At 64.4% G+C, this 14,486-nt stretch carries 15 protein-coding genes; 9 read left to right on the top strand and 6 right to left on the bottom strand.

The features are described from left to right. Positions 1 to 212: 212 nt before the first annotated feature. Positions 213 to 506 (top strand): hypothetical protein, encoded by a 294-nt coding sequence (locus ABIG06_RS03455; protein WP_199751444.1) that lies wholly within the window; start codon positions 213 to 215, stop codon positions 504 to 506. Here ABIG06_RS03455 and ABIG06_RS03450 read toward each other — a convergent pair. From ABIG06_RS03450 to ABIG06_RS03440, 3 genes are all read right to left on the bottom strand, one after another. Beyond that, positions 462 to 683, bottom strand: coding sequence for a hypothetical protein (locus tag ABIG06_RS03450; protein ID WP_124159964.1), 222 nt, complete (start codon positions 681 to 683; stop codon positions 462 to 464). The genes ABIG06_RS03455 and ABIG06_RS03450 overlap by 45 nt on opposite strands. Positions 684 to 734: 51 nt before the next feature. Next, complete coding sequence (locus tag ABIG06_RS03445) at positions 735 to 977, bottom strand: transcriptional regulator (protein ID WP_124159963.1); 243 nt, start codon at positions 975 to 977, stop codon at positions 735 to 737. Positions 978 to 1,074: 97 nt separating this feature from the next. Next, positions 1,075 to 1,284 (bottom strand): cold-shock protein, encoded by a 210-nt coding sequence (locus tag ABIG06_RS03440; RefSeq protein ID WP_124160095.1) that lies wholly within the window; start codon positions 1,282 to 1,284, stop codon positions 1,075 to 1,077. Positions 1,285 to 1,720: 436 nt separating this feature from the next. Here ABIG06_RS03440 and rpsU point away from each other — a divergent pair, with 436 nt between their 5' ends. Together rpsU and ABIG06_RS03430 are read left to right on the top strand one after the other, a co-directional pair. Continuing rightward, positions 1,721 to 1,996: a 30S ribosomal protein S21 gene (gene rpsU / locus ABIG06_RS03435; RefSeq protein ID WP_124159962.1), complete on the top strand. Its 276-nt coding sequence runs from the start codon at positions 1,721 to 1,723 to the stop codon at positions 1,994 to 1,996. A gap of 564 nt (positions 1,997 to 2,560) precedes the next feature. Beyond that, positions 2,561 to 3,493 carry an AraC family transcriptional regulator gene (locus ABIG06_RS03430; protein WP_370134240.1) on the top strand — a complete coding sequence of 311 codons (933 nt, stop codon included), beginning with the start codon at positions 2,561 to 2,563 and terminating at the stop codon, positions 3,491 to 3,493. Between the two features lie 9 nt (positions 3,494 to 3,502). Here ABIG06_RS03430 and ABIG06_RS03425 read toward each other — a convergent pair whose 3' ends face one another. Then, entirely contained in the window at positions 3,503 to 4,366 is an 864-nt protein-coding gene (locus ABIG06_RS03425; protein ID WP_370140777.1) for a catalase, read from the bottom strand. Between the two features lie 183 nt (positions 4,367 to 4,549). Beyond that, positions 4,550 to 5,161 (bottom strand): TetR/AcrR family transcriptional regulator, encoded by a 612-nt coding sequence (locus tag ABIG06_RS03420; protein WP_124159960.1) that lies wholly within the window; start codon positions 5,159 to 5,161, stop codon positions 4,550 to 4,552. Positions 5,162 to 5,291: 130 nt separating this feature from the next. Here ABIG06_RS03420 and ABIG06_RS03415 point away from each other — a divergent pair, with 130 nt between their 5' ends. The 6 genes from ABIG06_RS03415 to ABIG06_RS03390 all read left to right on the top strand — a co-directional run bounded on the left by ABIG06_RS03415 (position 5,292) and on the right by ABIG06_RS03390 (position 13,782). Beyond that, positions 5,292 to 6,521, top strand: coding sequence for a cytochrome P450 (locus tag ABIG06_RS03415; protein WP_370134237.1), 1,230 nt, complete (start codon positions 5,292 to 5,294; stop codon positions 6,519 to 6,521). Positions 6,522 to 6,654: 133 nt separating this feature from the next. Then, positions 6,655 to 10,311 carry an AsmA family protein gene (locus ABIG06_RS03410; protein WP_370134236.1) on the top strand — a complete coding sequence of 1,219 codons (3,657 nt, stop codon included), beginning with the start codon at positions 6,655 to 6,657 and terminating at the stop codon, positions 10,309 to 10,311. A gap of 334 nt (positions 10,312 to 10,645) precedes the next feature. Further along, entirely contained in the window at positions 10,646 to 11,767 is a 1,122-nt protein-coding gene (locus tag ABIG06_RS03405; RefSeq protein ID WP_124159957.1) for a DUF2336 domain-containing protein, read from the top strand. Positions 11,768 to 11,814: 47 nt separating this feature from the next. Beyond that, on the top strand, positions 11,815 to 12,057 hold the full coding sequence (locus ABIG06_RS03400) for a hypothetical protein (protein ID WP_124159956.1): 243 nt from the start codon (positions 11,815 to 11,817) through the stop codon (positions 12,055 to 12,057). A gap of 474 nt (positions 12,058 to 12,531) precedes the next feature. Continuing rightward, on the top strand, positions 12,532 to 12,759 hold the full coding sequence (locus ABIG06_RS03395) for a hypothetical protein (protein ID WP_124159955.1): 228 nt from the start codon (positions 12,532 to 12,534) through the stop codon (positions 12,757 to 12,759). A gap of 537 nt (positions 12,760 to 13,296) precedes the next feature. Continuing rightward, a complete protein-coding gene (locus ABIG06_RS03390) occupies positions 13,297 to 13,782 on the top strand; it encodes a YkgB family protein (protein WP_124159954.1) in 486 nt (161 codons plus the stop codon). A gap of 94 nt (positions 13,783 to 13,876) precedes the next feature. Here the strand turns inward: ABIG06_RS03390 and ABIG06_RS03385 are convergent, their stop codons facing one another. Then, on the bottom strand, positions 13,877 to 14,374 hold the full coding sequence (locus tag ABIG06_RS03385) for a GNAT family N-acetyltransferase (RefSeq protein ID WP_370140776.1): 498 nt from the start codon (positions 14,372 to 14,374) through the stop codon (positions 13,877 to 13,879). Between the last annotated feature and the right edge of the window lie 112 nt (positions 14,375 to 14,486).

Genomic DNA, 14,486 nt, shown 5'->3' with positions numbered 1-14,486 from the left:
GAGGCGAATAGCCACTTCAAACAGCCGGCGACGAAGCCCGCGACTGATTACGAGAAAGCGGAGCAGGCCTTCCACGAAAATCGGGAGCGACTGAAAGCTGAACGGCTGGCGAGGGAAGCTGAACGACGAAGCCAGTCCGAGAGGACGACCTAGCGTCGCAGTTCTAGTTTGACATCCGGGATGCGGAACCGCGCGTCGTAGACGAAGAAGGTTTGGATCTGGGCAGCCGGCGGCCCGCGAAGATCGAGGCAGCGCCGTATCTCGCTGATATTGCCAAGCAGCTTGAGCCGTTCGACGGCAGCGACGGCCTGGCCATCATTGTTCGGGATGCGAGCGGTCCCGTCTCGAGCGCGACATTCATTCCGCGAGAGAGTTCGACAGGTCAATTGAGATCGCGCTTTGGGTTGTTGCTCAAGCATGGTCCTTTTGGAAAACCGCTGCGCACTTTTCCGGATCATGCTTTAGAGCATCGAAAGCACGACAATCCCGTCTTCGAGGTCCCCTGAAGCAAGGCGGGCCCGGGCCATACGCTCGAACTCCGTTCGATGCTTCTGCAGGTAACTGAAGGCCTGCTTCTGCGTGTTGAATGTCGTGGCAAGCCGGCACATCTGCCGATTGGCGCCGGACGCGAGAAAGAACGTGATGGTTCCGTGGTCGGGCTTGATTCTAGGCACGATCTGCACCCTCCGGCATGGGATCGGCTCTTCAGATTTCGCCGGCGGTGTTGAATACGACTATCGCACCGGCTTCCTCGAACGCTTCTTGAGCACTGGCGCCGGCAAGGCTGTTCGAAGAGCTTCATCAGCCGCTTGCTTCGCCTCGCGTACCTCTCGGAGCCGCGCCATGTTCTTGCGAACCTCGATGGCCTGCCTTTCGACATCTGCCAACGCCTTCGCGCCCTCTTCGGCGGCCAGGCGTTTGCGATCGGAACGCGCGATGCTTTCGGGTGACGGCTCTGCCGGTTTCTTGGTGCTCATCGCTCACCCGGATCCACAACGGCCAAAACCCGCTCAATCCCAGGATTGAGCGGGCGGAGCAGCCATTTCAGTACATCCGTGAAACGGCGCCACGATATCAGGCCAGCGACAGGTTCTCAGCGCTCGCTTTGCCTCGCACCTTGTCGGTCTTGATCTCGAAATTGACCTTCTGGCCCTCTCCGAGACCAGCAAGACCAGCTCTCTCGACGGCGCTGATGTGAACGAACACATCGTTGCCACCGTCGCTCGGCTGAATGAAACCGAAGCCCTTTTGGCCATTGAACCACTTGACTGTACCTGTCGTCATTTCTTCTCCAAAGCGCACAAGCGCATCCCGCGTGACAATCACGCAGCTATCTTCAACTTCGTCGATGACATTGGAAAAGGAGCCCGCGGGCGCATTCAACAAGGCACAGCGGCTAATCGAACGGCCTCAACATATATGATTTTCGTGGTTTTGCAAGGAGCGAAGCCGGTTTGTTTTCTGCGCGCCGGTTCTTCCGTTCCGATCGAGGTGCCCTGCATGTGTCCGTCGAGCTTCAAGCGGGACGTAATCGATTGACAGCGCTGCGCGACAGGGGGCACGTTGACGCCACCAGCTGCTCGCCGTGACAGGCAGATCGGCTCGCGCGAAGCCGCGACAAAGTCGCCGTCACTATCCTCAAAAATCGCAATGAAGCTCCTGCGCAATTGGCTGCCGTGCAGGACGTGTCGCGTTCGCAGCCCGGGCCAGGAGGAACAAATTGCACGTACTCGTCAGAGACAACAATGTTGAGCAGGCACTCCGTGTTCTCAAGAAGAAGATGCAGCGCGAGGGCGTCTTCCGGGAAATGAAGCAGCGCCGTTCCTACGAGAAGCCGTCCGAGAGAAAGACCCGCGAGAAATCCGAGGCCATTCGCCGCGCCCGCAAGCTCGCCCGGAAGCAGGCGATCAGGGAAGGATTGCTGCCCGCACCGCCGAAAAAGAAGCCCTTCGAGCGCAAGCCGCCCTTGCCGGAGGTCAAAGCAAGGCCGGAGTAGCAGCGGTCTTCGTTCCGAAGCTGAAGAAGGGCAAGGCCAAGGTGATCGCCGCGGCCCCGTCCCGCAAGGAAGTCGCGTGGCAGCCGGACTTCGGACCTGCAAAGAAGAAGTAGCGAGCGGCTGCAACTCACCAGTCGCGCATGGCGTTTCCTGCAAACGCTATTCGGTGCCGATCCGACGAACGTAGTCGTGCCAGCTTTGCGAGCACTTGTGGCATTTGAGGGCATGTGACGCCGCAACTCCGTGATCGCGGAAGCTGTCGGCCGGCGTTGTCTCAGGATTGATCAGCCGGTGGCGAATGCTCAAAGCAGGCGCGCGCTTTCACAAATGCACGATCGGCGGGCGAGGCGTTGTCGAGGCATTGAACGGAGCTCGCGCAAGAGGCATCAGAATCCGTTGAAATCTCTTGTGAAAACGTCTCGTGACGAAAGCTGCGGCGAGGAGTCACGGGGCTAGCGTTCCGACGCGCAAGTCTGGACCGTCACTTGCCGATGTCGGATAATTGGACATGGTCTGGTGTAGCGTATCCGCTCCCCAGTCTCCTCACAGTTGAGATGCACTCCCATGGCACAGGCGGGCGTCCTCGCGCAGAAGTTCGAACGGTTTTTGCATTTGAAGGATGCGCCGCCAACTCTGGTCACGCGTTCGCTGCGCAGCGCCGAGCTCGCGGTCACCGAGACCCGCAATGATCATCCCACCCCGCGTCTTTCCGAGTCGATGCCCCCGGAGGATGCCTATCTCGTCAGCCTCAAATTCCGCGATTTCGCTGATTGCGAGTGCTGGGAGCGCGGCCGATGCGTGATCAAGCGCGATATCCGCGCCGGTGCCACCTATCTGTACGACCTGAAACGCGATCCGCGCTACGTCATCGACAAGCCCTTCCATTCCCTGTTCTTCCATTTGCCCCGTTCGGCGTTGGACGATATGGCGAGACAAAGCGGCGCGCTGCGGATCGATGAGCTCGCCTATCAGCCCGGCGTCGGCCATGACGATGTGACGATCCGCCATCTCGGCGCGTCGTTCCTGGCGGCGTTGCGGCAGCCTGAAGAGGCCAACCAGCTCTTCATCGACCACATGATGCTCGCGCTCACCGCACATGTCGCGACGACCTACGGCGGATTGCGGCGCGCCGCCGAGCCGGCGCGCGGCGGCCTTGCCCCCTGGCAGGTCAAGCGGGCTTGCGAAAGGCTGGAGTCCGATCTTCGCGGCAAGCTTTCACTGGAAAAGATCGCAGCCGAGTTCGATCTCTCGGTCAGTCATTTTTCGCGCGCATTTCGCGTCTCCACCGGCCTGCCGCCGCATCAATGGCTGCTCCGCCAGCGCGTGGACACGGCCAAGCAGTTGATGACGGTGCGCGACCTGTCGCTGGCGGAGATCGCGATATCGGCCGGGTTCGCCAATCAAAGCCACTTCACCCGGGTGTTTTCCTCGCTGGTCGGCATCAGCCCGGGAATGTGGCGCCGTGAGGCGCAGGGCGTGCCGGACGGCGAAACGTGACTCCACCGCTCAGCGGCACCTTCGAGAGATGGCGTAGGCGGCGCGCCGTGCCGCGAACATCTCGTCCGGCGGATGGCCGATGCCTTCGGCAAGATTGGCTGGATTGAACACGGCCGCGTCGCACGCTTCGTTTGATTCAGTGCCCGTTATCACGATCGTTCCGAGGCGCACCGGTTCGCGGCCATCCTCGTCGGGCCAACGGATGGTCACGTCCATGACGGGATCGCCGGGACGGTCCAGCAGCGCCATCACGCTGAACCTGACGTCGCGCGCCGCGATCCGGGATTCGAGATCGCGCAGCAAGCCGGTGGACTTGGTCGCATCCTCGGCCGACCTGCGTTCTTCGCCGACCGGCGCGACCTTGAACTTGATGAACCGTGTCTCACCCCGAGCGTTCGTTGCGGGAAAGGCGTGCACGCCCCAATAGGTCGTGCAGGCAAGGCTTGCCGGCGGCGGATTTGCGGCAAGGTAGGCTGCCTGGCGCAACGTTTCGGGATTGGCGGCGGAGAATGCCTCGACCCGGGCCATGTCCGGCTTGCCGTCCGGTCCCGGCATGCGCGCCTGCAGGAAAGCCAGCATCTGGTCGGGCGTTCTGGCGAAATGAACCGGGGCGCTCTGGGTCAGAATCTCGGAACGGTGATCGCCACTGCCGAGCCGGAAGCTGAAGCCGCGCAGCGAGCGGCCGTCAGTATCGACCGCGTTGGCGGAGACACCGTCCGTCGAGAAACGCGCCAGCACCCGGGAGGGCATGGTGAAGCTGCGGGACCTGGTGATTTCCTTGGCCTGATCCGAGGGGGCATAGGTGCCGCGAACGCATTGGCCCCAGCAAAAGCTCGCGCGCGCCTTGGGCGGAAGACCGGCGACCGCCCTCAGGACATCGACAACGGATGTCGGTGTGGCTGCACCGTTCGGGAGCTGAGGCAGAACGGAACCTTCGGATTCGAGCGATGGGCTTGTTTGTGGCGCCGGGCGGATCGAAACGTCTTTCCCAAAGCCGACATGCCTTGTCCGATCCTGCGACAAATCTCGCAGCTCGCTGACTCGGGTCGCTCTTCGCTAGTCCGACGCCAATCCCGTCCTGCGCCTGAGATCCGTGATCGCGCGCAGGAAACTGTCGGCCGGCGTCGTCTCCGGATCGATCAGCCGGTGCAGGCGAAAGCCGTCTTCCAGCGCGAGCACGATGGAGGCCATCCAGGGCGGGTTCAGATTGTCGTTGCGCCCGTTGCTCTTCAACGTCGCCTCGACGATGTCGGCGACCAGCTTGCGCCGCGCACGCAGGCGCTTGGCAAGCTCCGGGCGGCGCTTCTCGGCGCGTGCGACGAACAGGATCATCTCCATGTGGAGGAGAGGCGAGCGGCCGAGCGGATCCTGCCGGCTGCGATCCATTGTCTTCAGCGCCGCGATGAAATCGTCGAGATTGTCGTGCTCCGCGAGGATGTCCATGTTGCGCCGGATCGACTGCTCGACATGATCCTCGATCATGGCGATGATCAATTCGTCCTTGCTCTTGAAGTTCGAATAGAACGCCCCGCGGCTAAAACCCGCCGCCGCCGCGATCGCCTCGATGCTGGCGCCGCCGATGCCGTCCTGTTCGAACACGCGCGCGGCCGCCTCGAACAGTCTGTCGCGCGTGTCGTCCCTGGTCGGTCTCGTTCTCACCCTTGACATCGGCGCAGGTTAGGGCAGACTGCAACTCGATACAACAATGTATCTAGTTGGATAATTCAGGGATGGTTACGCTGCGCGTGAGGGGCTGCCCGGCGTATTCGATTCATGCGGCAACCGATCTGAGGTCACCATGAACGAGCACGTGCAAGGCGCCGGCGGCGGACCGCTGTTCAACCCGCTCTCGCCGGACTTCATCCGCGATCCCTATCCGCATTACGACCGGCTGCGCACCCTCGATCCGATCCATGTGACGCCGTTCGGCCAGTTCGTCACCAGCCGCCATGCCGACGTCAGCCTCGTGATGCGCGACAAGCGCTTTGGCAAGGATTTCGTCGAGCGCACCACGCGACGCTACGGCCCCGAGATCATGAAGGAGCCGGTGTTTCGCAGCATGAGCTACTGGATGCTGCAAGCCGATCCTCCCGACCACACCCGCCTGCGCGGCCTCGTGGTGAAGGCGTTCACCGCCCGCCGGGTCGAGGATATGCGGCCGCGGATCCAGGAGATCGTCGACCAGGCCATCGACGCCGTGATTAATCGCGGCCACATGGACCTGATCGAGGATTTCGCCTTCCGCCTGCCCGTCACCATCATCTGCGACATGCTCGGCATCCCCGAGGAGCACCGCGAAGTCTTCTACAAGAGCTCGCGCGACGGCGGGCGGCTGCTTGATCCCGTGCCCTTGTCTGCGGAGGAGATCAAACAGGGCAACGCCGGCAACCTGATGGCGCAGATGTACTTCCAGCAGCTGTTCGAACTGCGCCGCCGCACTCCCGGGGATGACCTCATCACCCAACTGGTGCAGGCCGAGGAGGACGGCAACAAGCTCACCAATGAGGAACTCACCGCCAACATCATCCTCTTGTTCGGCGCAGGCCACGAGACCACGGTCAACCTGATCGGCAACGGCCTGCTCGCGCTCCACCGCAATCCGGATCAGCTGGCGCTGCTCAAGGCGCGGCCGGAGCTGATGGAGGGCGCGATCGAGGAATTCCTGCGCTACGATTCCTCGGTGCAGATGACCGGGCGCGTCGCGCTGGAGGATGTCGACCTCGGCGGGGTGAAGATTCCCAAGGGCGAGAGCGTGCTGTGCCTGCTCGGCTCGGCCAACCGGGATCCCGCGATTTATCCCGATCGGCCCGACCGGCTGGACGTCACCCGGGCGAACGTGAAGCCGCTGTCGTTCGGCGGCGGCATCCATTTCTGTCTGGGTGCCCAGCTGGCGCGCATCGAGGCCGAGATCGCCATCGCCACGCTGCTGCGGCGGCTGCCGGACTTGCGCATCGACGATGCCGAAAATCCGGAATGGCGGCCGACCTTCGTGCTGCGTGGCCTGAAGCGGCTGCCGGCGAGCTGGTGAGACCTGCCAGCGTTAACCTCCGCGCGCAACAGTCGCTGTGACTTCGCCACACTTCCCCCTATATAAGGGGCTGTTCCGGCGCGCCTGAGGCCCTCAGGTTCGGCCCGGGCCGGTTTTGGCCGAGGGGAGACCCGTGCAGACGACGCTGCTCGGATTGGCGATTGCCTTCATCATTGCGCTGCTGGCCGCGCTGATCGGGCCTTACTACATCGACTGGAACCAGTTCAGGCCCCAGTTCGAGGCGGAGGCTGGCAAGATCATCGGCGTGCCGGTGCGGGTGGCGGGCGAGCTCGACGCGCGGCTGCTGCCGGCGCCGACGCTGCGGCTGCGCCAGGTCACCTTCGGCGGCAACAACGATCTCGGCCGCCTGCGCGCCGACAAGCTCGACGTCGAGTTCAGCCTGGGCTCCCTGATGCGCGGCGAATGGCGCGCCACCGAGCTTTCGGTGGGCGGCATGGCGGTCGATCTAGGTCTGGATGCGCGCGGGCGGGTCGACTTGCCGTCGATCGCGAGCGGCACCTTCAATCTGGCATCCCTCGCCATCGAACGGCTGAATCTCACCGGCCGCATCGCCCTGCATGACGCCGCCAGCCGCTCGACGCTGGAATTGAACGACATTGCCTTCTCCGGTGACGTGCGATCGCTGGCAGGCTCGGTGCGGGGCGACGGCAGTTTCAGCGCTGCCGGGGTGCGCTACCCGTTCCGCGTCTCCTCCGGCCCGAGCGCCGACGGCAGCGCCACCCGTCTGCACCTCAACATCGATCCCGGCGAGCGCGCCATCCTCGCAGATCTCGAAGGCGTGCTCGCCTTCGACAATCGCCAGCCGAAATTCGACGGCGCGCTGACGCTCGCCGTGCCCGCGGTCAAGAAGGCGGGCGAGGCGGGGCCGACGCCCTGGAAGCTCGCGACCAGGCTCAAGGCGGATCCGGCCGGCGCGAAATTCGAGCAGATCGACGCGAGCTTCGGCACGGAAGACGCCGCGCTGAAGCTCGGCGGCGTCGGTGATCTCAGGTTCGGCGCCTCGCCGCTGCTGCGCGCGGTGCTGTCGGCGCGGCAGGTCGATGCCGACAGGCTGACGGCCAAGGATGATGCCGATCCGCAGCGCGTCCTGCCGGCGCTGCGGGCGGGCCTTGCGGCGATCCCGCAGGTGCCGATCCCGGCGCAGATCGAGTTCAACGCGGATCAGATCATGCTCGGCGGTCGTCCGCTTCAGAACATCGCGGCCGAGCTTCAGACCGACGGACGGTCCTGGACCTTCCGGCGGTTCGAGCTGCGCGCGCCCGGCATGACGCAGCTCTCGCTCAATGGCGCGGCTCCCGGCGCCGACAGTTTCAGCGGCCGGCTCAGCGTCGAATCGTCCGATCCGGACACGCTGGTGGCCTGGCTCCAGGGTCGCAGCGAGATCGGCCGCCGCAGCACGCGGCCGCTGCGCCTCGCCGGCGACGTGACCATCGCCGCCAATCACCTCGCCATCGACAGGCTGAAAGCCGACATCGACGGCGGCGCCGTCGAAGGTCGCATCGCCTTCGTGCAGACCGGCGCGAGCAAGGGCTCGCGGATCGACGCGGAGCTCAAGGCCGACCGGCTCGACCTCGATGCCGCTGCGAGTTTCGTGCGCGCGCTGGCGGGGCCGCAGGGCGAGTGGCCGGAAGAGGCGAAACTCTCGCTCGCTATCGGCCGTGCGATCTCCGCTGGACAGGAGCTGCGGCCGTTCGCAGCCAAGCTCTCCTACAGCCCCGCATCGCTGTCGCTGGAGCAACTGCGCTTCGGTCAGGCCAGCGGCGTGACCACGGAGGCGAGCGGCAGCTTCGACCGCACCAGGGCGACCGGCAAGCTCGCACTGAAATCCTCGGCCAATTCGCTGCGCGAGCTTGCTGCGCTGATCGAGCCGTTTGCGCCCGCGGTGCGCGCGCGCGTCGATGCGCTCCCGTCATTGCCCGGCGCGACCCGTCTCAAGCTCGATCTCAGCCTGGACAAGAACACGGAGCATGCCGATCGCAGCAATTGCCGAATCGTGCTCGACCTCGACGCGCCGCAGCTCAAGGTCACGGCGACGCTGGCGGCGCAGACCCCGGCGGCCGCCATCGGAGGGATCGACCTCGAAAGGTTGCGCAACAGCGACTTCACGTTGGATACGAAGGGCTCGTCATCGCAGGCCGGTGCGATGCTGGCGCTGCTCGGGCTCGATGGCGTCGTGGCCGCGGGCGAGGGCGCCTCGCAGTTCGAAGGCCACTTGAGCGGCGCCTGGCGGCGACCGCTGCAATTGAACGCAAAGCTCAGTGGCGGCGGGCTCGATGCGGATGCGCAAGGCAGCGTCGAGCTGTCGGAGCCGAAGGGAAACGTGAACCTGCGCGTGCGCAACGTCAATCTGGCGCCGCTGCTCGGCACCGGCCCGGCCGACAAATCGACGCGGAATGTCAGCCTGTCGTCCCGCCTGACGCTCTCGGGCAATCGTCTGACGTTCGACGATCTCGACGGCAATGCAGCGGGCTCGCATCTGCGCGGGCATCTTTCGGTGATGCTCGATCAGGAGAAAAGCGTCGACGGCGAGGTCGGCCTCGACTCGCTCGACGTTGCGCCGGCGCTCGCAATCGCGATCGGCGCGGCCGGGCATGAGTCCGGCGAGCCGTTCAGTCCGGGGCTCGTCAGCGGCTGGCGCGGCCGCGTCGCCTTCCAGGCCCTGCGCGGAACGTTGCCGGGCGGCATCGAGCTGCGCCCCTTCGGCGGCACGATCCGCAGCGACGGGCAGTCGCTCGCATTCGATGCACTCAAGGGCGGCCTCGGCGGCGGCGAGATGTCCGCGAGCCTCGACGCGCGCAATGGCGCTAATGGTCTTGCGCTGAACGCGCGCATCGAGCTCAGCAATGTCGATGCGGCGACGCTGCGCTATCGCGACCTCGCGCTGCCCAAGGGGCGTGCCTCGGTGCAGATGGCGCTGACCAGCCAGGGTCGCAGCGTCGCGGCCTTGACCGGCGCGCTCGCCGGCAACGGCACGGTGACGCTCGAATCCGCGGAAATCAGCGGCCTCAATCCGCGCGCCTTCGAGATCGCCATCCGCGCCAGTGACGGCGGCCAGGTCGCCGACGACAACCGCCTGCGGCAGCTCGTCGAGCCCGCGCTGTCGGCGGGGCGCATTGCGATCGCCTCGGCGCAGATCCCGTTCACGATCCGCGACGGCCGCCTGCGCGTCGGTGCGACGCCGCTCGAGGCCAAGAACGCCCGCGCCATCGTCTCCGGAGGCTACGACATTCCCGCCGACCAGGCCGACATCCGCGCCAGCCTGACGCCAATCATGACCGGCCTCTCCGGCGCGCCGCCGGAGATCCAGCTGTTCGCGGCAGGGCCCCCCGACAAGCTGAGCCGCACCATCGACCTCACGCCGCTGTCGTCATGGCTTGCGGTGCGCACGATCGATCGTGAGACGCGTCGGCTCGATGCCATCGAACGCGGCGAGCCGCCGCCGGCCACCGCTGCGCTGCCGACGCTGGTGTCTCCAGATGCAGCGCCTGAGCAGGCGCCGGCCAATGTGCCGCTGCCGGGTCAGGATCCGCGCCGCATGCCGGCGAAGCCCAAGGTGGAATCGCGGCCCGCGCCGACGCCGCGGGCGCCGCAGGCCGCTCCCGCCGCGCCAAGCCCCCCACTCACAAGCCCCCCACTCACAAGCCCGCCGCTCGCAAGCCAGCAGGCCGCGCCTCTGCCGCCGCCGATCGAGGTGAAGCCGGCTCCGGGCCCGCCGCCCGCCAGGCCCAGGCCGAAGCCGCCGCTGGTGCTGACGCCGCAGAATCCGTGACGTTGAGCCAAGCGCGACCGTGGCCATAAAGGTCGTCATGCCCGGGCTTGTCCCGGGCATCCACGTTCTCCGTGCCTTGCCGTACGTGGATGGCCGGGACGAAGCCCGGCCATGACGTGGAGCAGGCATTAGGGTCCTACGGAAAGTGCGCACCTTTCGCACCGGTAAATCCATTCCCTCGCATTTGAATGAATTTTCGTCGGCAAAACTGATTTGCCGATTTTACTGAATTCTCGCGTTTCATCTCTAGCGTCGGTTCCCAGAGGAATTCGGCGTCGCGCCAAGAGCGGCGGGACGGCCTGCCAACGGGCTACCAAGAATTGGGGTGATCGAGATGAACGGGGCGAAATCGCTGCTGCAGGATCTGGACGACGCGATCGCGCGCGGCACCGACGAAAGCCGGGCGAAGGCTTTGTGGCACGCGACCGATATTCTGATCACCGGCCGCTACAGCGACGACGAGATCTCCACGTTCGGCGAGGTCATCGGCCGGCTCGCCGAAGAGATCGAGGTCGCCGCGCGGGCGCAGCTCTCGGAGCTGATGGCGGCCTGCGATCACGCGCCGCTCAACGTCATCGAAAAGCTCGCGCTCGACGACGAGATCGAGGTCGCCGGTCCCGTGCTGCGCGACTCCAATCGTCTCGACGAGAAGATGCTGGTCGAGAGTGCCCTGACCAAGAGCCAGTCGCACCTGCTCGCGATCGCCCAGCGCAAGTCGATCGGCGAAGCGGTGACCGACGTGCTGGTCAAGCGCGGTAACCAGGAAGTCGTGACGTCGGTTGCCAGGAACGACGGCGCGCGCTTCTCCGGATCGGGCCTGTTGCACATGGTCCGTCGCGCCGAGGGCGATTCGATTCTCGCCGAACAGCTTGGCCTGCGCAAGGACGTGCCGCGCCACATCTTCCAGCAGCTCATCTCGAAGGCGTCGGAAGACGTGCGCCGCCGCCTCGAGAGCGAGCGGCCCGAGATGATGGCGCAGATCCAGAGCTCGGTGACCGAACTCACCGGCGATCTCCAGTCCAAATTCGGCCCGTCCTCGCGCAGCTATTTCGTCGCCAAGCGCGTGGTCACGACGCAGTATCGGCAGGGCAACCTCAATCAGGATTCCATCTCGAACTATGCGCGCCAGCACCGCTTCGACGAGGTGCAGATCGGCCTGTCGCTGCTCTCGTCGCTGCCCGTCGACGTGATCGAGCGCGCGCTGATGGACCGTAACCGCGAGATGATCCTGGTGTTGTGCAAGGCGCTCGAATTCTCCTGGGACACGACGATGTCGCTCTTGTTCCTCGGCGCCAAGGATCATCTGATCACGGCGCGCGAGCTCCAGGACAACGAGCGCGAGTACGGCCGGCTCAAGATCGAGACCTCGCGCAGCATCCTGAAGTTCTATCAGTCGCGCAAGACCGGCGCGGGCGCCGATGCGGCGGGCCGTCAGCCCGAGCTCCAGGTCCACTAGTCGGGTGTACTGAGCATCATCCCGGAATTCGAAGGGGAGTATTTGCAATGTTGCCTCAATTCGGCACCGCCGTCCGCAAGAAGAACCTGGGCAATGCCGTCACCGCCGATCTCGGCGGCGGAGCACCGGACAAGGCGTCGGTGGACGCCGCCTGGCTCGTGCTGGAAGCCGCCAACGATCTCGGCGACCACGCCGCCGTCGAAGCCTGCCGTCGCGTCATCGACGCCGAGCTGAACGGCACGGTCGCAGGCAGCTCGGATGTCGATCTCGTGCTGGGGTATTTCAGGTAGGCTGCCTCCCACGCCGTCATTGCGAGCGCAGCGAAGCAATCCAGATTGCCGCCTCGGAAAGATTCTGGATTGCTTCGCTGCGCTCGCGATGACGGAGTGCAGAGCGTCGTCCCCCTTCACACGGTAATCAAGCTCTTGATCGCGCGCCGCTCGTCCATGGCGCGGTATCCTTGCTACCTCCGACCGCGGCAGCGTCAGGTCGAACACCTTGCCGGCTTGATCTTGCCGGCGAGAACGCGTTCGATCAGGCCCGGCAGGAAGCGGTGGACCGGCGCCGGCCTGCCAGAGCACGCGTCGCTGCGCGAAGAACATCGTCTCGCCTTCGAAGGCCACGCCCTAGGTGTGAGAGTCGGCATTTCCGCAAGGCACCCCTTCGATCCCGAATGGGCATGCGTCGAGCTCGCGCAATCGAAAGCATGCTATCGTACTACTTGCGATATCACTCGCTAATCCATGGATTTGGGAGAGATAGTCATGAAGACCTTCGCGTTTCTCGTCGTCGGGCTCGCTGTCGTAACCCTGTCGATGCCGGCAGCCAATGCTCAATACAAGTGTTCCTGGAGCGGGGGCACCATTTCCCCGGTCCCGTGTGCCAAGCGTTACGCCGTCAATTACGAAGCGTGCCGAAAATACGTCATTGAGCATGGCTCGACCTCGGCCGACGCCATGTGGTGGTGTACGAGCCAGGGTTACACGAAGTAGTTGCCCAGAAGTAGCTGGCCAAGTGATTTGATAGGCTGAGGCACATCGATCCAAGGTCGGCCGGAGGCCGCCTCGCCGGGTGGCCTCATCCTTGCGTCCAAATGTAAAAAAGCCCGTAGGATGGGTAGAGCGCAAGCGAAACCCATCGTCCGCTCGGCGCGGTGGCTAATGATGGGTTTCGCTCGCGCTCTACCCATCCTACGCGCTGGTGTTCTACAGCAGCCGCAAAGGCTATGACGAACCGGCCGTGCTGATCCCGGAGCCGGAGAGCGAATCGGAGAATGGACGCAGTGACCCGCAGTGACTGGCCGGGCCCGGGAGAGCGACGATGCCCATCGTGCTCCTGTTTATATTCCATGGACGGGTAGGACCAAGCTCATCCTGCGCGGCAGGGTTTTCGTACGGGGACGCCCATTACACGCGGCTGTGATCGGCGGAACCCCGTGCCACCGGTAACGCGGCAGGGCCCCCGCCGTACAGCCTGCAGCGGACGTTTCGTTCGCAAATCAAAGAACGCGTAGCCGGGAGAATCGTCACATGAACGGATTCAACGTCGCCGAGAATGGCGAGGGTTCTTATCGTCCTCTTGCCATCCTTCGCTGGGTCATGGTGATCATCTTCGTGTCGTTTGGAATGCAGAAGTTCACGCTCCAATCGGCAGAGGGCATCGCCCAGTTCATCACGAACAGTCCGTTCATCTCCTGGCTGTCGGTGTTCGGCTTGAGGGGAGAGGCCTATTTTCTTGGTGTTTCCGAGTTCGTGATTGCGGCGCTGCTCGCGGCCGGCGCATTCAGCCCGATCCTGTCTGCGCTCGGTTCGTTCATGGGCATCGTGACCTTCGCGACAACCTGGTCGTTCTTCTTCACGACGCCCGGGGTCGTGAAATGGAGCCTGTCATCCGATCCGATGGCGTGGAATTTGACCGGCGAGTTCCTGTTCAAGGACATCGTCCTGCTTTGTGTTTGCGTCGTGCTGTTTCTCACCTCACTGCCGCGATCGCTCGTTCGGCTCCGCGCCGGCTGAGCAGGCCCTCGAGGTCTTTTTGCGAAGCGGGCCGTTGCCCGGGCTCAGCTTCGAGAATAGCAATCGTATCGGCTTCCAGCTCCCCTGGGAGCCCTCAGCGCCGGATGCGGTAAATCACGACATCCTCGCCGTGGCGGTTCGTGCTCCGCTCGGGAAGGTAGTTCGATTTCTCCAGCACGCGGCGGGATGCACCGTTCCCGACATGCACGATGCCGACGACGGACGTTAGCGCGAGCTGTGACAGTCCGATGCGCGTCATCGTGGTCGCGATCTCACCGGCAAGTCCCTGGCCCCAGAGGTCGCGCGTGAACGCGTAGGCGATCTCGATCTCGTCGATGTCATCCACCAGGATGTGCCGGAGGCCCGCCCGCCCTGCGAACGACCCGTCGCTCGTTCGCAGCGCCCACAGCCCAAAGCCATACCGGTCCCAATGCGCCATGTTGACGTCGAGATATTTCTTCGTTGTCTCGGCCGAGCGCACGCCGCCGAGATGACGGGACACCTCGGGATCGAGATGTAATGCGACGAGATCTGCGAGATCGGCCTCGCGCAGTCGTTCGGCGGTCAGTCGTTCGGTGACGAAGCGATCGATGGAGCCAGATGGACGCATTTCGAGAAGGTCGCCATGCCGTAGCGGGCCGATGGTGCCATTATGCCGCTGTTTTGCCCGACGAGTCTGAGCAAGAACTCGGCATTTTGGGGAG

It is taken from the genome of Bradyrhizobium sp. USDA 326, assembly GCF_049739485.1.
In the GTDB taxonomy this organism is placed as follows: domain Bacteria; phylum Pseudomonadota; class Alphaproteobacteria; order Rhizobiales; family Xanthobacteraceae; genus Bradyrhizobium.
The sequence above is the reverse complement of the archived record's forward strand: the minus strand, read 5'-3'. Positions and strand labels throughout refer to the sequence as shown.